The sequence below is a fragment of the Streptomyces sp. NPDC059740 genome (assembly GCF_042733155.1).
In the GTDB taxonomy this organism is placed as follows: Bacteria; Actinomycetota; Actinomycetes; order Streptomycetales; family Streptomycetaceae; genus Streptomyces.
The window spans coordinates 64,487-85,575 of record NZ_JBHWGP010000013.1 but is presented as its reverse complement, the minus strand read 5'-3'; the positions used below and the strand labels follow the sequence as shown (position 1 = coordinate 85,575).

The 21,089-nt window shown below is 73.7% G+C and carries 16 protein-coding genes; 6 read left to right on the top strand and 10 right to left on the bottom strand.

Annotated elements, in window-relative coordinates:
• Positions 1–384 precede the first annotated feature (384 nt).
• The 3 genes from ACFV3R_RS17835 to ACFV3R_RS17825 all read right to left on the bottom strand — a co-directional run bounded on the left by ACFV3R_RS17835 (position 385) and on the right by ACFV3R_RS17825 (position 3,305).
• Positions 385–1,833 carry an amino acid permease gene (locus ACFV3R_RS17835; RefSeq protein ID WP_385583100.1) on the bottom strand — a complete coding sequence of 483 codons (1,449 nt, stop codon included), beginning with the start codon at positions 1,831–1,833 and terminating at the stop codon, positions 385–387.
• Between the two features lie 134 nt (positions 1,834–1,967).
• Positions 1,968–2,429 carry a universal stress protein gene (locus ACFV3R_RS17830; protein WP_385583097.1) on the bottom strand — a complete coding sequence of 154 codons (462 nt, stop codon included), beginning with the start codon at positions 2,427–2,429 and terminating at the stop codon, positions 1,968–1,970.
• 90 nt (positions 2,430–2,519) lie between these two features.
• Entirely contained in the window at positions 2,520–3,305 is a 786-nt protein-coding gene (locus tag ACFV3R_RS17825; RefSeq protein ID WP_385583094.1) for a helix-turn-helix transcriptional regulator, read from the bottom strand.
• A gap of 105 nt (positions 3,306–3,410) precedes the next feature.
• Between ACFV3R_RS17825 and ACFV3R_RS17820 the strand changes: the two genes are divergently transcribed.
• Positions 3,411–6,581, top strand: coding sequence for a cytochrome P450 (locus ACFV3R_RS17820; RefSeq protein ID WP_385583091.1), 3,171 nt, complete (start codon positions 3,411–3,413; stop codon positions 6,579–6,581).
• Positions 6,582–6,647: 66 nt separating this feature from the next.
• On the opposite strand, the gene ACFV3R_RS17815 is transcribed toward ACFV3R_RS17820, so the two are convergent.
• The 3 genes from ACFV3R_RS17815 to ACFV3R_RS17805 form a co-directional block, all read right to left on the bottom strand.
• A complete protein-coding gene (locus ACFV3R_RS17815; protein WP_385583087.1) occupies positions 6,648–6,995 on the bottom strand; it encodes a hypothetical protein in 348 nt (115 codons plus the stop codon).
• An 8-nt stretch (positions 6,996–7,003) separates the two neighbouring features.
• Positions 7,004–8,755 carry a cytochrome c oxidase subunit I gene (gene ctaD / locus ACFV3R_RS17810; RefSeq protein ID WP_385583084.1) on the bottom strand — a complete coding sequence of 584 codons (1,752 nt, stop codon included), beginning with the start codon at positions 8,753–8,755 and terminating at the stop codon, positions 7,004–7,006.
• Positions 8,756–8,962: 207 nt separating this feature from the next.
• Positions 8,963–10,030: an ATP-dependent DNA ligase gene (locus ACFV3R_RS17805; protein ID WP_385583080.1), complete on the bottom strand. Its 1,068-nt coding sequence runs from the start codon at positions 10,028–10,030 to the stop codon at positions 8,963–8,965.
• Positions 10,031–10,187: 157 nt separating this feature from the next.
• Here ACFV3R_RS17805 and ligD point away from each other — a divergent pair, with 157 nt between their 5' ends.
• Positions 10,188–11,195, top strand: coding sequence for a non-homologous end-joining DNA ligase (gene ligD, locus ACFV3R_RS17800; protein ID WP_385583077.1), 1,008 nt, complete (start codon positions 10,188–10,190; stop codon positions 11,193–11,195).
• Positions 11,196–11,210: 15 nt separating this feature from the next.
• On the opposite strand, the gene ACFV3R_RS17795 is transcribed toward ligD, so the two are convergent.
• Positions 11,211–13,556, bottom strand: coding sequence for a glycoside hydrolase family 65 protein (locus ACFV3R_RS17795; RefSeq protein WP_385583074.1), 2,346 nt, complete (start codon positions 13,554–13,556; stop codon positions 11,211–11,213).
• Positions 13,553–14,290 (bottom strand): HAD family hydrolase, encoded by a 738-nt coding sequence (locus ACFV3R_RS17790; protein ID WP_385583071.1) that lies wholly within the window; start codon positions 14,288–14,290, stop codon positions 13,553–13,555. The genes ACFV3R_RS17795 and ACFV3R_RS17790 overlap by 4 nt, the downstream gene beginning before the upstream one ends.
• A 95-nt stretch (positions 14,291–14,385) precedes the next feature.
• Between ACFV3R_RS17790 and ACFV3R_RS17785 the strand changes: the two genes are divergently transcribed.
• Entirely contained in the window at positions 14,386–14,886 is a 501-nt protein-coding gene (locus ACFV3R_RS17785) for a metallophosphoesterase family protein (RefSeq protein WP_385583068.1), read from the top strand.
• On the opposite strand, the gene ACFV3R_RS17780 is transcribed toward ACFV3R_RS17785, so the two are convergent.
• Positions 14,849–15,223 carry an SAV_915 family protein gene (locus ACFV3R_RS17780; protein WP_385583065.1) on the bottom strand — a complete coding sequence of 125 codons (375 nt, stop codon included), beginning with the start codon at positions 15,221–15,223 and terminating at the stop codon, positions 14,849–14,851. The genes ACFV3R_RS17785 and ACFV3R_RS17780 overlap by 38 nt on opposite strands.
• A 593-nt stretch (positions 15,224–15,816) precedes the next feature.
• Here ACFV3R_RS17780 and ACFV3R_RS17775 point away from each other — a divergent pair.
• The 3 genes from ACFV3R_RS17775 to ACFV3R_RS17765 all read left to right on the top strand — a co-directional run bounded on the left by ACFV3R_RS17775 (position 15,817) and on the right by ACFV3R_RS17765 (position 20,283).
• On the top strand, positions 15,817–17,124 hold the full coding sequence (locus tag ACFV3R_RS17775; protein WP_385583369.1) for an NAD(P)/FAD-dependent oxidoreductase: 1,308 nt from the start codon (positions 15,817–15,819) through the stop codon (positions 17,122–17,124).
• A gap of 55 nt (positions 17,125–17,179) precedes the next feature.
• Positions 17,180–19,048 carry a transketolase gene (locus tag ACFV3R_RS17770; RefSeq protein ID WP_385583062.1) on the top strand — a complete coding sequence of 623 codons (1,869 nt, stop codon included), beginning with the start codon at positions 17,180–17,182 and terminating at the stop codon, positions 19,046–19,048.
• 209 nt (positions 19,049–19,257) lie between these two features.
• Positions 19,258–20,283 carry a phosphatidylinositol-specific phospholipase C domain-containing protein gene (locus ACFV3R_RS17765; protein ID WP_385583059.1) on the top strand — a complete coding sequence of 342 codons (1,026 nt, stop codon included), beginning with the start codon at positions 19,258–19,260 and terminating at the stop codon, positions 20,281–20,283.
• A gap of 94 nt (positions 20,284–20,377) precedes the next feature.
• On the opposite strand, the gene ACFV3R_RS17760 is transcribed toward ACFV3R_RS17765, so the two are convergent.
• A complete protein-coding gene (locus tag ACFV3R_RS17760; protein WP_385583055.1) occupies positions 20,378–21,037 on the bottom strand; it encodes a PhzF family phenazine biosynthesis protein in 660 nt (219 codons plus the stop codon).
• Positions 21,038–21,089 lie beyond the last annotated feature (52 nt).

The window sequence follows — 21,089 nt, the reverse complement described above, 5'->3', positions numbered from 1 at the left end:
GCGGGGCGAGCGGCGGGGCGCGGACGGCCCGGCTCGGTGCGGTGGTGCGGGCCCCGGGACCCGTGGACGGCGGCGATGGGGAGAGTCGTACCGGGCGTGAGGGCTCCCGGCGAGGCCGCGCGCCGGGAGGGCGCCGAGGTTCGCCGGGTCGGCTCATGCGCCCGGCCCCGGGACGGCACGGGCGGGGCAGCAACCGAAGGCGGGGCGGGCGCCCCGGCGGTGGGCGCGGTGGTGCGGGCGGGTGTGGCGGCCCGGCCGGCCGGTCGGCCCGTCCGGGTCAGGGGGCCCCTGCTCCCTGAACGCGCACCGCCCGGCCGGTGGCCCGGCCGGGCGGTGCGGGGGCGGGCGGTCTGCCCACCCCGAGGTGGCGGAGGTCCCGCCGGGTCAGTCGCCCTTGGGGGGCGGTCCCGTGGTCGCGGCCTGCTCGATCCGTGCGAGCACCGAACGCCGGCGGCCGTAGGCGAAGTACACGACCAGTCCGATGACGAACCACACCGCGAAGCGCACCCAGGTCTGCCAGGCCAGGAAGGTGATCAGCCACAGCGAGAAGACCACCCCGAGCGCGGGGACCACCGGCACCCCCGGGCAGCGGAAGGTCCGCGGCAGCTCGGGTTGCTTGTAGCGCAGCACGATGACCGACACGCACACCACGACGAAGGCGAGCAGGATGCCGATGTTGGTGAGTTCGGCGGCCTCCCCGATCGGCAGGACACCGGCGATGACGGCCGAGGCGGCACCCACGATCCAGGTCACGCGGGTGGGCACCTGGCGGGTCGGGTGGGTCTTGGCGAACCACCTCGGCAGCAGCCCGTCGCGGCTCATGGAGAACCAGACGCGGGTCACGCCGAGCATGAAGGTGAACATCACGGTGAGGATGCCGATGATCGCGCCGACCGCCACCACGTCGGCGATCCCGCCGAGCCCGACCGCCTTGAAGGCCGAGGCGAAGCCGCTCTCCGGGTCGATGTCCTTGTAGTTCTGCATGCCGGTCAGCACCAGGCAGGCCAGCACGTACAGCACCATCGAGATCGCCAGCGAGTAGAGGATCGCCTTGGGCATGTGACGGTGGGAGTCACGGGACTCCTCGGCCGCCGTGCTCATCGCGTCGTACCCGAAGACGGCGAAGAAGACGGTTGCCGCACCGGTGAAGGCGCCGCCCGCCCCGAAGGGGAAGAAGGGGGTGTAGTTGCCGGTCTTGATGTGGAAGAAGCCGATGACCACCACCAGGAGCACCACCAGCACCTTCAGCCCGACCACGATGGTCTCGAACCGGGCGGCGTTCTTGACGCCGAGGTTGAGCAGGTAGGCGATGAGCAGGCACAGCGCGGCGGCGAACAGGTCGAAGCGGTGCCCGGCCCCGGTCCCCGGCGCGCCGAGCATCCAGGCCGGCAGGTGCACCCCCATCTCGCCCAGCAGGAAGCTGAAGTAGCCGGAGATGCCGATGGCCACCACGGAGACGATCGCGGTGTACTCCAGCAGCAGGTCCCACCCGATGAACCAGCCGGCCACCTCCCCGAGCACCGCGTAGCCGTAGGTGTAGGCCGACCCGGCGCGCGGGATGAGGCCCGCGAACTCCGCGTAGGAGAAGGCCGCGGCGGCGCTGGCGATCCCGGCGATGAGGAAGGAGACGAGCACCGCGGGCCCGGCCGTGCCGTTGGCCACCGTGCCGGCGAGGGTGAAGACACCGGCGCCGATGATGCCGCCGACGCCGATGGCGGTGAGCTGCCACAGCCCCAGCGAACGGCTGAGCTGTTGCTCCTTGCCGCCCTCTCCCTCCGGGATGTGCTCGATGGGCATACGGCGCAGAACGCCGCGGCCCGGCCGAACTGACATGGATGGTCTCCCTCCGTCGTGACGTGTGTCGCGGCGGATCATCATGACTCCTCAGGCCCCGAAAGGGCAGTCCCGAGGGTCTCTCGCCACCGGACGGGCCCGCAGGGGTGCGCCTGCTCGGGGCGGCTCGCACTCTACGGGACGACCGTCACCGGCCAGCGGCCCGCCTTGACCAGGCGGACGGCGACCGATCCCATGATCCGGTGGCCGGCGGACTCCGAGGCGCCCACCACGACGGCGTCGGCCTTGAGTTCGTCGGCCATCCGCACCATGCCGTTGTACGGGTCGCCGTGCAGGGTGTGGAACTCCCACCGGAGCCGGTAGACGTCGCGCAGCCGTTCGGTCGACGCCTGGATCTCCGCCATGAGCTCCTCGGCTATCGACATGGTGGTCTGGCTGACCGAGGCGCCCATCGCCGCACTCACCGGGAGCACCGGCTGGACGTAGACCAGTGCCAGCAGGGAGCCCTGCCGCCGTGCCAGGCCGGCGGCGTAGGCGGCGGCCCGCCACGAGGACGCGGTGCCGTCGACACCGACGACGATGACCTTCGGGCCGTCCGTCCCACGTTCGAAGGCCGAGGTTTCGTTCTCATCCACAGGCGAGAGGTTATCCCCCGGCGGCCCAACGCCCTGCCGGAAGGGGGCCCTCCTCTTCCGGCCGGCGAGGCCCGGGTGCCCGCAGCCCGCTCAGCCCGCCCGGGGCGGCCACTCGCCCGGCACCAGGACACCGCAGGCATAGGCCCTGGCCACCAGGGCCGTGCGCCCCCGCACCCGCCAGCGTCGCGCCAGCCGGGCCAGGTGGTAGTTGACGCCGTCGGTGCTCAGCCCGACCTCCCGCCCGACGGCGGCCGTGGTGGCGCCCGAGGCGGCCAGCGCCAGGATGCGGGCCTCCACCGCGCTCACCTCGTCCCGCGCAGGCCGCGGCGGCTCGGGGGAGGGGCCCGGCAGTGGCCGCAGCTGCACCAGGAGCAGCGGCGGACGCACCGAGGGGTCACCCACCGGGTCCACCGTCAGCTCGCCCTCGGACGCGGCCTCCTCGCCCTCCGCCCGCCAGCTCACCGCTATCGGGTACCGGGAGCGGTGGCCGAGCCGCAGCGCGGTGGTCAGCCGCTCCACCTGCGAGGGCGCCAGCGGCCGGAACAGGTCCAGCAGCAGGCGGCCCCGCAGCCGGCCCGGCACGCACCCCCACACCGCGGCCATGGCGGGGTTGGCCAGGAGGGTGCGGCCGTCGGCCTCACAGACCGCGATGGGCAGCGGCACGCGGTCCAGCAGGGCCAGGAAGTTGTTGCGCCAGGCGTCGGCGTCACCGTCCCGCCACCCGGGCAGCGGCCGGCCGGGGTCCAGCGAACAGTTCCGGGCGGAGGCGAGGCGGGCGCTGCGCGCCGCGGCGGCGTCGGGCCACGGCTCTTCGCCGGCCGGCGGACCGTGGCCCGGGGCGGTGGTCGGCCCGCCACCGGGAACCTGCTCTTCCATAGCGTGCCTCTCCTTGCTCCGCAAGGGTCCGGACGGGGGTGACCACTACATCATCGTGCAGTGTCCCGGCGGGAAGGGGGCCCCGCCCGCGCCACCCTTGAACACATGACGGACATGATCAGTTCGCGCTCCGGCGCTCCCCACGAGCACTCCGACATCCCGGTGGTCGACGTCTCCGCCACCGGCCTGGGTCCCACCCCGCTCCAGCAGGCCATGGAGCTCGCCAGAGAGCACGGGCCGATCTTCCGTCGCCGCTCCCACGGCCGGGAGACCCTGTTCGTCACCTCCCTCGACCTGGTCACCGAACTCGCCGACGAGGAGCGGTTCAGCAAGGGCATCGGCCCGGCCCTCACCAGCGTCCGCGAGTTCGCCGGCGACGGCCTGTTCACCGCCTACAACGACGAGCCCAACTGGGCCAAGGCGCACGACATCCTCATGCCGGCCTTCGCGCTCGGCTCGATGCGGACCTACCACCCCGTCATGGTGCGGGTGGCCCGCCGCCTCCTCGCCGCCTGGGACGCGCACGCCGAGGACGGCACGCCGGCGGACGTCGCCGAGGACATGACGCGGATGACGCTGGACACCATCGGCCTCGCCGGTTTCGGCTTCGACTTCGGCTCCTTCGACCGCGAGTCCGCCCACCCCTTCGTGCAGGCCATGGTCCGGTGCTTGGAGTGGAGCATGAAGCGGCTCGGCCGGGCGCCCGACGCCGACACCCGCGCCGCCGACGAGGCCTTCCGGGCCGACGCCGACTACCTCGCCTCCGTCGTCGACGAGGTCATCGCGGCCCGCACCGCCGAGCCCGGCCCGGCCGACGAGGCCGAGGACCTGCTGGCCCTGATGCTCAGCGCCCCGCACCCCGCCGACGGCACCACGCTCGACCTCGCCAACGTCCGCAACCAGGTCATCACCTTCCTCATCGCCGGCCACGAGACGACCTCCGGTGCCCTCTCCTTCGCCCTGCACCACCTGCTGAAGGACCCCACCGCCCTGCGCCTGGCCCAGTACGAGGCGGACGCGGTGTTCGGCGACGCCACCGACCCCGAGCCCACCTTCGAGGACGTCGGACGGCTGCGCTACATCCGCCAGGTGCTCCACGAGGCGCTGCGCCTGTGGCCCACCGCCGCCGCCTTCTCCCGCCAGGCACGTCAGGACACCCTGCTGGGCGGGCGCCACCCGCTGCGGGCGGGGGAGACGGTCCTGGTCCTCACGCCCATGCTCCACCGGGACCCGGTGTGGGGCGACAACCCCGAGCTGTTCGACCCCGCGCGCTTCGCCCCCGAGGCCGAGGCGGCCCGCTCACCGCACGCCTACAAGCCCTTCGGCACCGGTGAACGCGCCTGCATCGGGCGGCAGTTCGCCGTGCACGAGGCGACGATGCTGCTCGGCCTGATCCTGCACCGCTACCGGCTGGCCGACCACGCCGACTACCGGCTGCGGATCAAGGAGACCCTCACCCTCAAGCCCGACGGCTTCAGCCTGGTACCCCGGCGGCGCGGCGCCGAGGACCGGGCCGCGGTACGCGCCGCCCTCGGCGTCCTGCCGCTGACCGGCACGCAGCCGGGCGAGGAGCCGGCCCCCGAGGCCGAGGGCACCCTGCCGGCCCGGGTCCACCGTGGCACCGGCCTGCTGGTCCTGCACGGCAGCAACTACGGCACCTGCCGCGACCTCGCCGACCGGCTCGCCGACACCGCCGGCGGGCTCGGCTGCACCGTCGAGGTCGCCCCGCTGGACGACTACGCGGGCCGGCTGCCCACCGACCGCCCCGTCGTCCTGGTCGCGGCCTCCTACAACGGCCACCCCACCGACGACGCCGCCGCCTTCGCCCAGTGGGCGCAGACCGCCGGGGCGGGTGCCGCGGACGGTGTCGCCTACGCCGTGCTCGGTGTCGGCGACCGCAACTGGGCCGCCACCTACCAGCGCGTCCCCACCCTGCTGGACGACCGCCTCGCCGCCCTCGGGGGAGAGCGGCTGCTGCCCCGCGCCGAGGCCGACGCCGCCACCGGCCTGGACGCCCCCGTCCACGCCTTCACCCGCCAGCTGCGCACCCTGCTGCTGACCCGGTACGGCGACCCCGACAGCCGGGAGGCCGCCGCGGAGGACCAGCCGACCTACACCGTCACCGAGGTCCGCGGCGAGCCCCTGGAGGCGCTCAGCCGGGTGCACGGCCTGACCCCCATGACCGTCACCGAGACCGCGGACCTCACCGCCCCGGGACACCCCCGGCCCAAGCGGTTCCTGCGGGTGGCGCTGCCCGAGGGCGTCACCTACCGCACCGCCGACCACCTCACCGTCCTGCCGGCCAACCCGCAGGCCACCGTCGACCGGGCGCTGGCCGCACTCGGCGTCGACCCGCAGACCGTGCTGAGCATCCACCCCAGCCGGCCCGGCCGCGACCGGCTGCCACTGGACCGGCCGCTGAGCGTCCGCGACCTGCTCACCCACCACCTGGAGCTCACCGGCCGGGCGGGCGCCGACCAGATCGCCCTCCTCGCCCAGCACCACCCCTGCCCGCCCGAGGCCGCCGCGCTGCGGCAGAGCGCACCGGGTGAGCACACCGTGCTGGACCTCCTCGAAGCCCACCCGGCGCTGCGCGGGGCCCTGTCCTGGCCGGTCGTGCTCGACCTCCTGCCGCCGCTGCGGCCCCGCCACTACTCGATCTCCTCCAGCCCCGCCACCACCCCGCGCCACGCCGAGCTGATGGTCTCCCTGCTGCCCGGCGGCACCGGCTCCGGCCACCTGCACGCCCTCTCCGCCGGCGACACCCTCGCCGCCCGCGTCCAGCCCTGCCGCGAGGCCTTCCGCATCGACCCCGCCGCGGACACGCCGCTGATCATGGTGGCGGCCGGCACCGGGCTCGCGCCCTTCCGCGGCGCCCTCGCCGACCGGGTCGCGGCCGGCGCCGACACCCCCGCTCTGCTGTTCTTCGGCTGCGACGCCCCCGACGCCGACCTGCTGCACGCCGAGGAACTGCACGCCGCCGAGAAGACCGGCGCCGTGTCGCTGCGTCCGGCCTTCAGCCACGCGCCGGAGAACGGCAACCGCTACGTGCAGCACCGCATCGCCGCGGAGGCCGCGGAGGTCTGGGACCTGCTGCAGGCCGGTGCCCGGGTGTACGTGTGCGGCGACGGGTCGCGGATGGCGCCCGGGGTGCGGGAGGCGTTCCGGGCCGTGCACGGCGAGGCGACCGGTGCCGCCGCGGCCGCCTCCGAGGAGTGGCTCGCCGCCCTCGTCGCGGCCGGCCGCTACGTCGAGGACGTGTACGTGCCGAACTGAGCCGACATCGGCGGTGGCCCGCAAGACCTCCCGCGGGCCACCGCCGATGTCCGGGGCGTCGCCGCCTCAGTGGACCCCCGCCACCAGCAACGCACTGCAGCACAGTGCCACCATGCCCACCACCACCGCCGTCGTGCGGCACAGCAACCGCACCCGGAGCTGGTCGTACCGCTCGGTGTACTCCTCGCGCAGTTCCCCGCACCGGTCGGCGATGCGCCGCAGCGCGGCCCGGGAGAGGTCGAGGTGGTCCTCGGCGTACAGCCGCACCACCTCCTCCCGCTGGCCCTCCGTCAGCCACTCCATGCGGTCGGCGAAGGCCTCGGCGCGCGAGCGGGCGTCCCCCAGCTCCTGCTGCCAGAGCAGGTAGCCCTCGAGCTGGGCGATGCCGGAGGCGGCCTCGTGACGGCTGTCCACGCCTGTCCTCAGGCGTCCGGCTCGTCGCGGCGGGGCCCGGTGGACGCCTCGCCGACCTTGTCGAGCACGTCACGGCGCTCGGTGTTCTCCGCCTGGTCCAGCTCGGAGATGTCCGGGTGGTGCAGGTCGAAGGCGGGGGACTCGGAGCGGATGCGGGGCAGGGAGTGGAAGTTGTGGCGCGGCGGCGGGCAGCTGGTCGCCCACTCCAGCGACCGGCCGAAGCCCCACGGGTCGTCGCTCAGCACCTTCGGGTGGTACTTCGCCGTCTTCCAGACGTTGTAGAGGAACGGCAGCGTCGACCCGCCCAGCAGGAACGAACCGATGGAGGACACCGTGTTCAGGGCGGTGAAACCGTCGGCCGCCAGGTAGTCGGCGTAGCGCCGGGGCATGCCCTCCGCGCCCAGCCAGTGCTGCACCAGGAAGGTGGTGTGGAAGCCGACGAAGAGCGTCCAGAAGTGGATCTTGCCGAGCCGTTCGTCCAGCATCCTGCCGGTGAACTTCGCCCACCAGAAGTAGAAGCCGGCGAACATCGCGAACACCACCGTGCCGAAGACGACGTAGTGGAAGTGGGCCACCACGAAGTAGCTGTCGCTGACGTGGAAGTCCAGCGGCGGTGAGGCGAGCAGCACGCCGGTCAGGCCGCCGAAGAGGAAGGTCACCAGAAAGCCGATCGTCCACAGCATCGGCGTCTCGAAGGACAGCGCCCCCCGCCACATCGTCCCGATCCAGTTGAAGAACTTCACGCCCGTGGGCACCGCGATCAGGAACGACAGGAACGAGAAGAACGGCAGCAGCACCGCTCCGGTGACGAACATGTGGTGCGCCCACACCGTGATCGAAAGGCCGGCGATGCTGATGGTCGCGCCGATCAGGCCGACGTACCCGAACACCGGCTTGCGCGCGAAGACCGGGATGATCTCGGTGACGATGCCGAAGAACGGCAGCGCGATGATGTAGACCTCGGGGTGGCCGAAGAACCAGAACAGGTGCTGGTAGAGGATCGGCCCGCCGTTGGCCGCCGAGAACACCACCGCGCCGAACCGCCGGTCGGCCTCCACCGCGAACAGCGTCGCCGCCAGCACCGGGAACGCGAACAGCACCAGCACGCTGGTCAGCAGGATGTTCCAGGTGAAGATCGGCATGCGGAACATCGTCAGGCCCGGGGCGCGCATGCAGATGATGGTGGTGATGAAGTTGACGGCGCCCAGGATCGTGCCGAAGCCCGACATGCCCAGCCCCATGAACCACAGGTCGCCGCCGACCTGCGGGGTGTGCTCGGGGCCCGCCAGCGGCTGGTAGGCGAACCAGCCGAAGTCCGCGGCGCCCTGCGGGGTGATGAACGAGGACAGGGCGATCAGCGAGCCGAACAGGAACAACCAGTAGGCCAGCATGTTCAGCCGGGGGAAGGCCACGTCGGGCGCCCCGATCTGCAAGGGCATGATCCAGTTGGCGAAACCGGCGAACAGCGGGGTGGCGAACAACAGCAGCATCACCGTGCCGTGCATGGTGAAGGCCTGGTTGTACTGCTCGTTGGAGACGATCTGCGTGCCCGGCCGCGCCAGTTCCGCCCGCAGCACCAGGGCCAGCAGGCCGCCGACCATGAAGAAGGTGAAGGACGAGGCCATGTAGAGGGTGCCGATCTGCTTGTGATCGGTGGTCGTCAGCCAGGTGACCACGGCCTTCCCGCGACTCGGCCTCGGCGGCCCGACCTCCTGACCACCGCCCGGTTCCTGCGGCCGTGCCTGCGTCTGCGCCGTCATGGCGCCACATCCCTTCCTCGTCACGAGCCGACCGCCCGTCGGGCGCGACCGGCTGACCTGCCGCGCGGCGGACCGACGTCGATCACCCCCACGCGCGCGCGGCACGGACGCCGGGCGGCCGTGACGCACCCCCCGTTCGTACGGGAGGAGCAGTGCGCACGGCGCGCATTGGGCCGAACGTGGGCGGAGGCGGCGTAAGGGCGGCCGTCAGGGCCGGCCGCCGCCGAGCACCCCGGCCAGGTCGTACCCGACCGGCTCCGCCAACTGCTCGTAGGTGCAGCTGAGCGGCGTACGGTCCGGGCGCCACCTGCGGAACTGGGCGGTGTGGCGGAACCGGTCGCCCTCCATGTGGTCGTAGCCGACCTCGCACACCCGTTCCGGTCGCAACGGCACCCACGAAAGGTCCTTGCCACCGCTCCACCGGCTCGGACCGCCCGGCATCCGCGACCGCGCGTGCGCCGCCTCGTCCGCCCACTCCGCCCACGGGTGGCCCTCGGTGCCGGTGCGCAACGGCTCCAGCTCGGCCACCAGCTCCCGCCGCCGCGCCATCGGGAACGACGCCGCCACCCCCACGTGCTGCAACCGCCCGTCCCCGTCGTACAGCCCCAGCAGCAGCGAACCCACCACCGGCCCCGACCGGTGCCACCGGAAGCCCGCCACCACGCAGTCCGCCGTCCTGGTGTGCTTGACCTTGTACATCACCCGTTCCCCGGGCCGGTAGGGCAGGTCCAGCGGCTTGGCGACGACACCGTCGAGCCCGGCGCCCTCGAAGTGCTCGAACCACTCGCGCGCCACCGCGACGTCCGTGGTGGCGGGCGCCAGATGGACCGGGGGCGCCGCGCCGGCCAGCGCCCCGGCCAGCTCCCGCCGGCGCGTGGACTGGCCCTCGCCGGTCAGCGCCCGGTCGCCGAGCGCCAGCAGGTCGAAGGCGACGAGGGAGGCGGGCGTGCGCTCGGCCAGCGTCCGCACCCGCGACTCGGCGGGATGGATGCGCTCCAGCAGCTCCTCGAAGTGCAGCCGTCCGTCGTGCGCCACGACGATCTCCCCGTCGACCACGCACCGCTGCGGCAGCTGAGCCCGCACCGCCGCCACCACCTCGGGGAAGTAGCGGGTCAGCGGCTTGCCGGTGCGGCTGCCGATCTCCACCTCGTCGCCGTCCCGGAAGACCACGGCGCGGAAGCCGTCCCACTTCGCCTCGTAGCTCATCCCCGGCGGGATGCTCGCCACCGACCGGGCGAGCATGGGGGAGACCGGGGGCATCACGGGGAGGTCCATGCTCCGATCCTGCGGTCCCCGGCGGCGACACGCGCGCGCGACGCGCGGCCTGCGGCGCGCCCGGGGCCCGTCCGAGGACAGAGGCCGCCGCCTGCGACATATCGGACGCAGGGTGACTGATCCGGCCGATCCGGTCGGGAAGCCCTAGCGTGGTGCCATGGCCGAGGCAGTGGAGCTGGAGGTCGCCGGGCGGACGGTGCGCCTGAGCAACCCCGACAAGGTGTACTACCCGGAGCGCGGCTTCACCAAGGCGGACGTCGCCCACTACTTCCTGACGGTGGCCGAGGGGGCGCTGCGCGCCCTGCGGGACCGGCCCACCACCCTGCAGCGCTTCCCCGACGGCGTGGCGGGCGAGTTCTTCTACCAGAAGCGGGCCCCCAAGGGCCGCCCCGACTGGCTGCCCACCGCCCGCATCGCCTTCCCCAGCGGCCGGTACGCCGACGAGATCTGCCCCACCGAACCCGCCGCCGTGCTCTGGGCCGTCAACCTCGGCTGCCTCACCTTCCACCCCTGGCCGGTCCGGCGGGACGCCCCCGAACACCCCGACGAGCTGCGCATCGACCTCGACCCGCAGCCCGGCACCGACTTCGCCGACGCCGTCCGCGCCGCTCACGAGCTGCACGCCCTGCTCGACGAGTACGGCCTCACCGGCTGGCCCAAGACCTCCGGCGGCCGGGGGCTGCACGTCTTCGTGCCCATCGAGCCGCGCTGGACCTTCACCGACTGCCGCTTCGCGGTGATCGCGCTCGCCCGCGAGCTGGAGCAGCGGCTCCCCGGCCGGGTGACGTCCAAGTGGTGGAAGGAGGAGCGGGGCAGCCGCATCTTCGTCGACTACAACCAGATGGCCCGCGACCGCACCATCGCCTCGGCGTACTCGCTGCGCAACCGGCCCGGCGCCACCGTCTCCACCCCGTTGCGCTGGGAGGAGCTGGACGACGCCGCCCCGGAGGACTTCGACCTGCTCAGCGTGGCGCGCCGGTACGCCGAACTCGGCGACGTCCACGACCGGATGGACTCCCGGCGCTTCAGCCTGGACGGGCTGCTGGACCTCTACGAACGGCAGCGCCGTGACAGCGGCGAGGCCGACCTGCCCTACCCGCCCGACCACCCCAAGGCGGCCGGCGAGCCGACCCGGGTCCAGCCGAGCCGGGCCCGCGACCGCTGAAAGCCCCCGCGGTGGTCAGTGCCGGCGCCGCGGCCGGCGGCCCGGCGGCTGCTGCGGCTCGGGGCGGGCGGTGGGCTGGGGCACCGACCGGGTGAGCGGCTCGTCACCGCCGACGGTCAGCGCCTCCCCGTAGTGCCGGATCTCCAGCGGCGCCCCCTCCACGAGGGAGTACGAGGCGACCGAGTCGGTGATCTCCACCCGCAGGCGCCGGCCCATCACCTCCATCGAGAACGCCAGCCGGCTCAGGCGTTCCGGCAGCTTCGGAGCGAACGACAGCGTCCCGCCGATGTGCCGCATCCCGCCGAAGCCGGCGACCAGCGCGAGCCAGGTGCCGGCGAGCGAGGCCACGTGCAGTCCGTCGCGGGTGTTGTTCTCCAGGTCCTCCAGGTCCATCAGAGCCGCCTCGCCGAGGTAGTCGTAGGCGAGCCGCATGTGCCCCACCTCGGCGGCCATCACCGACTGGATACACGCCGACAGCGAGGAGTCCCGCACCGTCAGCCCCTCGTAGTAGGCGAAGTTCCGCGCCTTCTGCTCGTCGTCGAAGGCGTCACCGCAGCGGAACATCGCCAGCACCAGGTCGGCCTGCTTGACCACCTGCTTGCGGTACAGGTCGAAATAGGGGAAGTGCAGCATCAGCGGGTACTGGTCGCTCCCCGTGCCCGGGAAGTCCCAGGTCTGGTGGCGGGTGAAACCGGCGGACTGCTCGTGCACCCCGAGCGCCTTGTCGTAGGGCACGGCCATCGCCTCGGCCGCGTCCCGCCAGGTCGCGCTCTCCTCGTCGTCCGCACCGTGCGCCGCCGCCTCCCGGGGGTGGCGCTCCACGACGTCCGCCGCGGCCCGCAGGTTCATCTGCGCCATCAGGTTGGTGTAGACGTTGTCGTCGGCCACCGCGCTGTACTCGTCCGGGCCCGTCACCCCGTCGATGTGGAAGGTGCCGTGGTGGTCGTGGTGGCCCAGCGACATCCACAGCCGGGCCGTCTCCACCAGGATCTCCACGCCCGTCTCGCGCTCGAAGTCCTCGTCCCCCGTGGCGGAGACGTAGCGCACCACGGCGTCCGCGATGTCGGCGTTGACGTGGAAGGCCGCGGTGCCCGCCGGCCAGTACGCCGAGCACTCCGAACCGTCGATGGTCCGCCAGGGGAAGGCCGCGCCCTGCAGTCCGAGCTGCTGCGCCCGGTCCCGCGCGGCGGGCAGCGTGTCCTGCCGCCAGCGCAGCGCCTCGGCCACCGCGTCGGGCGAGGTGTAGGTCAGCAGGGGGTGGACGAAGGTCTCGCTGTCCCAGAAGGTGTGGCCGTCGTAGCCGGAGCCGGTCAGCCCCTTGGCCGGGATGGCACGCCGTTCGGCCCGCGCGCCGGCCTGCAGGACGTGGAAGAGGGCGAACCGCACCGCCTGCTGCACCTCGGCGTCCCCGTCGACCTCCACGTCGGCGCGCGCCCAGAAGTCCGCCAGGTAGGAACGCTGCTGCTCCACGAGGCCGTCCCAGCCCGTGGAGCGGGCACCGGCCAGCGCCGCGTCGACCTGGTCGCGCACCGCAGGCAGGGACCGCGCACTGGACCAGCCGTAGGCCACCAGCTTCTCCAGCCGCAGCGTCTGCCCCGGGCCCAGCAACGAGGTGACGGTCAGTCGCGCGACGTCGTCGCCGCTCTCACCGGAGGTCCGCGTGGTGTCCGGCCCCCGCACCACATGGTCGGCGGCGGTGGCCACCCGCAGCCCGCTGCGGCGGGTGCAGTGCACCAGCCGCAGCCGCACGTCGTCGGCGTGGTGCTCCTCGGCCTCCAGCGGGGACTCGAGCGCCGCGGAGACCCGGGGGTCACCGGTGGCCTTCGGCAACTGCTCGTTGGTCACCAGCTCGGACTGGACCACCACCCGCACCTCGGAGTCCAGTGGCTCCACCTCGTAGGCCACCGCCGCGATCGCACGCTGGGTGAAGGAGACGATCCGGGTGGAGCGCACCCGCACCGTGCACCCGGCGGGCGAGGTCCACTCGCAGGTGCGCTGCAACTGCCCGGTGCGCAGGTCCAGGACGCGTTCGTGGGAGCGCAGCCGGCCGTAGCGCACGTCGAACGGCTCGTCGTTGACCAGCAGCCGGATCAGCTTGCCGTTGGTGACGTTGATGGAGGTCTGGCCCGCCTCCGGGTAGCCGTACCCGGCCTCGGCGTAGGGCAGTTCGTGCAGTTCGTGCACGCCGTTGAGGTAGCTGCCGGGCAGGCCGTGGGGCTCGCCCTCGTCGAGGTTGCCGCGCCATCCCACGTGGCCGTTGGAGAGCGCGAAGACCGACTCGCTCTGCGGCAGGACGTCCAGCTGGAGGCAGGTCTCCCGCACGGTCCACGGTTCGACGGCGTACGAGGAGTGGCTGATCACGCGTGGTCCTCCAGTTCCGCCAGGTCGGTGACGACGACGTCGGCGCCGTGCGAGCGCAGGGCGTCGGCCTGCCCGACGCGGTCCACGCCGACCACGTACCCGAAGCCTCCCGCGCGGCCGGCGTCCATGCCGGCCAGCGCGTCCTCGAACACCGCGCAGGCCGACGCCGGCTCGTCCAGCTCCCGCGCGGCCTCCAGGAAGGTGTCGGGCTTCGGCTTCCCCGGCAGGTGCCGCTCCCGGGCCACCACCCCGTCGATCCGCACGTCGAAGAGGCCGGCCATGTCCACCGAGACGAGCACGTCGCGGCAGTTGGCGCTGGAGGAGACCACCGCGGTGCGCAGGCCCGCGGCCCGCACCGCCGCCAGATAGCGCCGGGAGCCCTCGTAGGCCTCCACCCCCTCCTCGCGGATCTTCTTCAGCACCAGCTCGTTCTTGCGGTTGCCCAGCCCGCCCACGGTCTCGCGCTCCGGCCCGTCCGCCGGTGACCCCTCCGGGAGGTGGATGTCGCGGGAGGCGAGGAAGGAGCGGACACCGTCGGCCCGCGGCAGGCCGTCGACGTAGGTGTCGTAGTCCTCGTCGCTGAAGGGCCGGAAGCCCTCACCCTCCCTGCGGCGCAGGAAGTCGTCGAAGGTCTCCTTCCAGGCCGCGGCGTGGACGACGGCGGTCCTGGTGAGCACGCCGTCCAGGTCGAAGAGGCAGGCGCGGATGGTTTCGGGTAGGCCCAGCTTCGTCATAGGTCCTCCGCTACCCGTCCGCGCAGGTGACATCCCGCCCGGAGGAGGATTGACGCCCGTGCGGCGGCGGGTGCCACTCTGCCTAGAGTGCCCTCATGCGCCTGCTGATGGTCTCCGACACGCATGTGCCCAAGCGCGCCCGCCGGCTGCCCGGACAGCTGGTCGAGGAGATGGCGCGGGCCGAGGTGGTCCTGCACGCCGGGGACTGGGTGGACGAGGCCACCCTCGACCTCTTCGAGCAGCACTTCCGCCGGCTCGTCGCGGTCCACGGCAACAACGACGGCCCCGGACTGCGGGCCCGGCTGCCCGAGGTCGCCCGTGCCCGGCTGGGCGGCCTGCGCTTCGGGGTGGTGCACGAGACGGGCCCCGCCCAGGGCCGGGAGCGGCGCTGCGCCGAGCGCTTCCCCGACCTCGACGTTCTCGTCTTCGGCCACAGCCACATCCCGTGGGACACCTGCGCCGGGACCGGCCTGCGGCTGCTCAACCCCGGCTCGCCCACCGACCGCCGCCGCCAGCCCCACTGCACCTACCTGACGGCGGACGTGGCGGCCGGTCGCCTCAGCGAGGTGACCCTGCACCGCCTGCCGCAGCGGTGAGCGGCCGCGCCCGCCGCGGCCCGAGGAAGGCGGGGCCGCGGACCTCCCTCACCACCGTCGCCGTGCGAGGACGGGGCTGCGGGACCGGGTCCACGATGACCGCCGCGGCTCCCAGGGGCTCGGTGAGCGCTCGCAGGGCGGGCTCGGCGAGCCGCACCCACCGCTGCGCCGCACCCAGCGTGGACCGCAACCGCTGGGCACTGGTGAACCCCACGGCGGTACGGCCGCCGCGCGGGGTGCGGAACAGGCGCGCCACGCACCCCTTGGGCCCCTGACGGACCGGCACGTACAGAACGGGCGCCGCTGTCGGGCGGCGGCCGGATCGTTCTCCTGACATGGGACTGCTCCCGTGGCGTGTCTCGAGGACGGGGCCGCGCCGGGCCCCGCCGGCACCCGGCCGGGCGCCTCCCGGCCGGCCTGGACGTACCGGCGCCGCGCCGACCCCTGCCGGCGGCGGGACCCCGGTACGTGGCGGCCCGGCCGGCCGGCCCCGGGGGCGTCCGTTCGCCCGTCCGTGCCGCCGGCCCGGCCGCCGGTCACCTCCAGCCTCACCCGGACGGCCGAACCGCGCGACTCGGGACCGCGGGATGACGCTGGTCGGTTGTGTCCGCGCCGCGGACATAGCGGGCGGTGATCCGGGCACCCGGACTGACAGCCGACCGCAGGTCCGGCCCGGAGTGTCCATGCCGAGGAGGAGCGCAGCCATGGTGACCCCGACGGAGGAGCCGCAGCCGCGCCCGGCGCCCGCGCCGGCCGGCGGAGCGCGACCGTCGTGACACCCCGGGGCCCCGCGACTGCCGGGCGCCGCCCGTCGCGGGGCCCGGCCGGCGAAGGCCGGGGCTGCCCGCCGGTCCGGCCGCCCGCCCCCTCAGCCCGCACTGCCCACCGCACCCGACCGCAGGAGCCCACGTGAGTCGCCGTCCCCGCATCGTGATCGTCGGCGCCGGATTCGCCGGCTACCAGGCCGCCCGCTCGCTGTCCCGGAAGGCCAGGGGCGCCGCCGAGATCGTCCTGGTCAACCCGCACGACTACTTCCTCTACCTCCCGCTGCTGCCGGAGGTCGCGGCGGGCGTGCTGGAGCCGAGGCGGGTGTCGGTCTCCCTCACCGGGACGCTGCCGGGAGTGCGCCTCGTCCTCGGCCAGGTGGGTGACGTCGACCTGACGGGCCACGAGGTGCACTACACCGACCCGGAGGGCAGGGAGGGCTCCCTCTCCTACGACCGCCTGGTCCTGACGGTGGGCAGCGTCAACAAGCTGCTGCCGATCCCCGGGGTGACCGAGCACGCCCACGGGTTCCGCGGCATGCCGGAGGCGCTCTACCTGCGCGACCACGTCACGCGCCAGATCGAACTCGCCGGCGCCGCCGACGACCCGGCCGAACGCGCCGCCCGCACCACCTTCGTCGTGGTGGGAGCCGGCTACACCGGTACCGAAGTTGCCGCCCACGGCGTGCGCTTCACCGACGCCCTGGCCCGCCAGAACGAGGGGTTGCGCGACGGCCCGCGGCCCCGGTGGCTGCTCCTGGACGTCGCCGACCGCGTCCTGCCCGAGCTGGACGAGCGGCTGTCGAACACCGCCGACCGGGTGCTGCGCGACCGCGGCGTGGACGTCCGGATGAAGACCACCGTCAAGGAGGCCAAGCACGACGGGGTCCTGCTGGACAGCGGGGACTTCGTCGCCAGCCGCTCCCTGATCTGGTGCGTGGGGGTGCGCCCCGACCCGCTCGTGGACTCCATGGGCCTGCCCACCGAGAAGGGCCGCCTCTGCGTCGACGAGTACCTGAACGTCCCCGGCCACCCCGAGGTGTTCGCCTGCGGCGACGCGGCGGCCGTGCCCGACCTGACCCGACCCGGCGAGTTCACCCCGATGACCGCTCAGCACGCCCAGCGGCAGGGCAAGGTCTGCGCCCACAACGTGGCCGCCTCCTGCGGGCAGGGTGAGCCGCGCGCCTACCGCCACAACGACCTCGGCTTCATGGTCGACCTGGGAGGCGTGCAGGCCGCCGCCAACCCGCTGCACGTACCGCTCTCCGGCCCGCTGGCCAACGCCGTCACCCGCGGTTACCACCTGGCGGCCATGCCCGGCAACCGGGTCCGGGTCGGCGCCGACTGGCTGCTGGACGCGGTACTGCCGCGCCAGGCCGTCCAGTTGGGACTGGTCCGCTCCGGGTCCGTCCCCATCGACAGCCCCACGCCCGAACTCGCCCGCGTCCCCGCCCCCGCCGGAAAGAACGGCTGACGGCGCCCCCCGACCACCACCCGAACCGCCCCACCCTGGGCTCTGGAGGAGAGGCATGACCATCCAAGAACACGCCACGCCGGTCAACGACCACCAGACGCTCGCCGAACTCGGCCAGCAGCTGCGGGTGGACTCCGTACGCGCCGCCGACGCCGCCGGCTCCGGACACCCGACCTCGTCGATGTCCGCCGCAGACCTCGCGGCCGTCCTCCTCGCGCGGCACCTGCGCTACGACTTCACCCACCCCGACCACCCCGGCAACGACCACCTGATCTTCTCCAAGGGGCACGCCTCACCGCTCGTCTACGCGATGGGCAAGGCCGCCGGGGTGGTCGACGACCAGGAACTGCTGACCTTCCGCAAGAAGGGCAGCCGGCTGGAGGGCCACCCCACCCCGCGCATCCCCTGGGTCGACGTCGCCACCGGCTCCCTCGGACAGGGCCTGCCCGTCGGCGTCGGCGTGGCCCTGGCCGGCAAGAAGCTCGACAAGACCCCCTACCGCGTCTATGTCTTCTGCGGCGACAGCGAGCTGGCCGAAGGCTCCATGTGGGAGGCGTTCGAGGAGGCGGGCTACGCGGAGCTGGACAACCTCGTCGCCGTCCTGGACATCAACCGCCTCGGCCAGCGCGGCCCCACCCGCCACCAGTGGGACACCGACGCCTACGCCCGGCGCATCAAGTCCTTCGGCTGGCACACCATCGAGATCGACGGCCACGACGTCCGGGCGATCGACGACGCCTACCAGGAGGCTGCCTCCACCGTCGGAAAGCCCACCGCGATCATCGCCCGTACCAAGAAGGGCAAGGGCGTGGCCGCTGTCGAGGACAAGGAGGGCAAGCACGGCAAGCCGCTGCCCGACGCGTCCGAGGCCATCGAGGAACTCGGTGGCGAACGCGACCTGGACGTGACCGTCGCCAAGCCCGTGGACGCCGACCGGCGGATGACGCCCGGCAGCGGCACCCCGCAACTGCCCGCCTACGAGGTGGGGGACTCCGTCGCCACCCGGGACGCCTTCGGCGCGGCGCTGGTGGCGCTGGGCGCCGCCCGCGAGGACGTGGTGGCCCTGGACGGCGAGGTCGGCGACTCCACGCGCGCCGGCAAGTTCGGCGAGAAGTACCCCGAGCGGTACTTCGAGATGTACATCGCCGAACAGCAGCTCCTCGCCGCCGCCGTGGGCATGCAGGTGCGCGGATACCTGCCGTACGCCTCCACCTTCGCCGCCTTCCTCAGCCGGGCCACCGACTTCGTCCGGATGGCCGCCGTCAGCCGGGCCCAGCTCAACATCGTGGGCACCCACGCCGGCGTCGCCATCGGCGAGGACGGACCGTCCCAGATGGGCCTGGAGGACCTCGCGGCCTTCCGCGCCACCCACGGTGCCACCGTCCTCTACCCCTGCGACGCCAACCAGACCGCCAAGCTGGTGGCCGCGATGGCGGAGTCCTCCGGCATCCGCTACCTGCGCGCCTCCCGCGGCGAGTCCCCGGTGATCTACGGACCCGCCGAGTCCTTCCCCATCGGAGGCTCCAAGACGCTGCGCTCCAGCGACGGCGACCAGGTCACGCTGGTGGCCGCGGGCATCACCGTCCACGAGGCGCTGACGGCCGCCGACCGGCTGGCGGAGGAGGGCATCACCGCCCGGGTGATCGACCTGTACTCCCTCAAGCCGGTGGACGCCGCGACCCTGCACGCCGCGGCCGAGGCGACCGGGCACTTCGTCACCGTCGAGGACCACCACCCCGAGGGCGGGCTGGGCGACGCCGTCATGGAGGCCTTCGCCGACGGCCGGCCGGTGCCGAGGACCGTGCGCCTGGGCGTCCGCAACATGCCCGGCTCGGCCACGCCCGAGGAGCAGCTCAGCGCGGCCGGCATCGACGCCGACGCCATCACCCGGGCCGCCCGGGACCTGGTGAAGCAGAACAGCTGACCCAGCGTGCCGGCTGACGCCGGGCCGGTCCTCGTGACCGGCCCGGCGTCCGCGTCTGCCCTCCCGCGCCACCCGGCCGTCACTCCCGGGCCCACCCCCGCTCTCCCCAGGTTCTCCCAACGCGTATACGCTGCCCTCTCGTTGACGGCAGCGACGCGGCGTCACGCGGCTGCCCCGTTGCGCCGCGGGACCGACGAGTGGGGGCGGGGATGGGCAGCGTGGGACGGGTGGCCACGGCGGTCGTGGCGGCGGTGGCGGTGGCGGCGGTCAGCACGCCGGCGGACGCGGCACCGGCGGACCGCTACGACACGACCACGGCGGTCGGCGTGCACAACGCCTACGACAAGGCGAAGTACCCCTACTTCGCCGACGCCCTGGACTCAGGAGCCTCACTGGTCGAACTCGACGTGTGGACCAACGTGTTCGGCAGCCCCTGGCGCGTCGCCCACAGCAACCCGGTGGGCAACGACAACAACTGCGCGAACGCCGCGGACGCGAGCGCACTGCGCACCGGGCCCACCGACCACGACCTCGGCGGCTGCCTGGCCGACATGAAGGCCTGGCACGACGCCCACCCCGGCCACCGGCCCGTCCTGGTCAAGGTCGAGATGAAGGACGGCTTCAACGACAAGGGCGGGCGCGGCCCGGACGAGTTCGACGCGCTGGTCCGCTCGCACCTGGGCGACGCCGTCTTCGGCCCCGGCGACCTGGCCGGCACCCACGCGACCCTCGACGACGCCGTCCGCACCGACGGCTGGCCGGCCAGGTCCGCGCTTGCCGGCAAGTTCCTCTTCGAACTCATCCCGGGCACCGTCGAGGAGAACAACCCGCTGGACAAGCTCTGGACGGACCAGGAGTACGCCACCCACCTGCGGGACCTCGCCGGGCAGGGCCGGCTCGCCGAGGCGACTGCCTTCCCCGCCGTGCACGGCGCCGAGGCCGGCGACCCCCGCGAGCGCTACGCGCAGGACCTGCGGCCGTGGTTCGTCGTCTTCGACGGCGACGCCTCGGCGTTCGTCGCCGGGGCCATCGACACCGCCTGGTACGACCGGAACCACTACCTGGTGGTGATGACCGACGCGCAGAACGTCGCCCCGGCCATCGACGCCGTCAAGCCCACCGAGGCGGAGGCGCTCGCGCGGGTCGACGCGCTCGCCCGGCAGCACGCCAGCTTCGCCACCGCCGACTGGTACCCGCTGCCGAACGTGCTGCAGACGGTGGTCGCCCGCGGCTGACCCACCGGGGCGGGCGCGCCCGCCCCGGCCGCACGCCGCGACCGGGCGTGGGGCGGGTCTGCGGTGACGCGGGCCGGGCCGCCTCAGGCCCGGATCATCCCGCGGTCCCCGTGACCGCGCGGACCCGGCCCCCGACGTCCGTCGTCCCGTCGGGACCCGGCGCCGCCATGATCTGCGACCCGGCACCCTGGGTGATCGTCAGGGCCCGCCCGAGCCGGTCGGCCAGCAGCAGCGCGGCCGCGCCGGTGGCCTCGTCCTCCTCGACGCCGTCGCCCCGGCCCGGGAACGCCCGCGCCCGCACCCTGCCGGCGGCCTCGTCCTGCCAGGCCCAGGCGTACACCCACTCTCCCGGTTCCGGCACCGCCAGCGCCTGGACCTCCTCGGCGCTGCCGTACTGCCGCAGCGTGCGTGCCGGCGCCCAACGGGCCCGTGCCCTGATCCATGTCAGGTCCCCCTCGCGGCGGACGGGGACGCTCCCCGCCGCCGTCTCCACCGTCTCCAGGCCGAGCAACCAGGCCACACCGACGACCGGGTGCCCGGCGAAGGGGAGCCGCGCGCCGGGCGTGTGGATGTCCACCGTCCCGCGGCGCCGGTCGTCGACGAACACGGTCTCGCTGTAGCCCAGTCGCCGGGCGAGGGCCCGCCGGGCCTCCTCACCGGGGACCGAGCGGCCCTCGCGCACCACGCCCAGCAGGTTGCCGTGGGCGCCGTCCGGCCCGCAGAAGACGCGCAGGATGTCGATGTCGTCAGTCACCAGGGAAGGGAAGCATGTGTGCACCGCTCCGCTCCCGGCGATCACGCTCACA

What these genes read in the sequence shown, in the direction of transcription:
- ACFV3R_RS17835 (WP_385583100.1), bottom strand. Translation starts at nt 1,833, where the DNA reads ATGTCAGTTCGGCCGGGCCGCGGCGTTCTGCGCCGTATGCCCATCGAG.
- ACFV3R_RS17825 (WP_385583094.1), bottom strand. Translation starts at nt 3,305, where the DNA reads ATGGAAGAGCAGGTTCCCGGTGGCGGGCCGACCACCGCCCCGGGCCAC.
- ACFV3R_RS17820 (WP_385583091.1), top strand. Translation starts at nt 3,411, where the DNA reads ATGACGGACATGATCAGTTCGCGCTCCGGCGCTCCCCACGAGCACTCC.
- ctaD (WP_385583084.1), bottom strand. Translation starts at nt 8,755, where the DNA reads ATGACGGCGCAGACGCAGGCACGGCCGCAGGAACCGGGCGGTGGTCAG.
- ACFV3R_RS17805 (WP_385583080.1), bottom strand. Translation starts at nt 10,030, where the DNA reads ATGGACCTCCCCGTGATGCCCCCGGTCTCCCCCATGCTCGCCCGGTCG.
- ligD (WP_385583077.1), top strand. Translation starts at nt 10,188, where the DNA reads ATGGCCGAGGCAGTGGAGCTGGAGGTCGCCGGGCGGACGGTGCGCCTG.
- ACFV3R_RS17790 (WP_385583071.1), bottom strand. Translation starts at nt 14,290, where the DNA reads ATGACGAAGCTGGGCCTACCCGAAACCATCCGCGCCTGCCTCTTCGAC.
- ACFV3R_RS17785 (WP_385583068.1), top strand. Translation starts at nt 14,386, where the DNA reads ATGCGCCTGCTGATGGTCTCCGACACGCATGTGCCCAAGCGCGCCCGC.
- ACFV3R_RS17780 (WP_385583065.1), bottom strand. Translation starts at nt 15,223, where the DNA reads ATGTCAGGAGAACGATCCGGCCGCCGCCCGACAGCGGCGCCCGTTCTG.
- ACFV3R_RS17770 (WP_385583062.1), top strand. Translation starts at nt 17,180, where the DNA reads ATGACCATCCAAGAACACGCCACGCCGGTCAACGACCACCAGACGCTC.
- ACFV3R_RS17765 (WP_385583059.1), top strand. Translation starts at nt 19,258, where the DNA reads ATGGGCAGCGTGGGACGGGTGGCCACGGCGGTCGTGGCGGCGGTGGCG.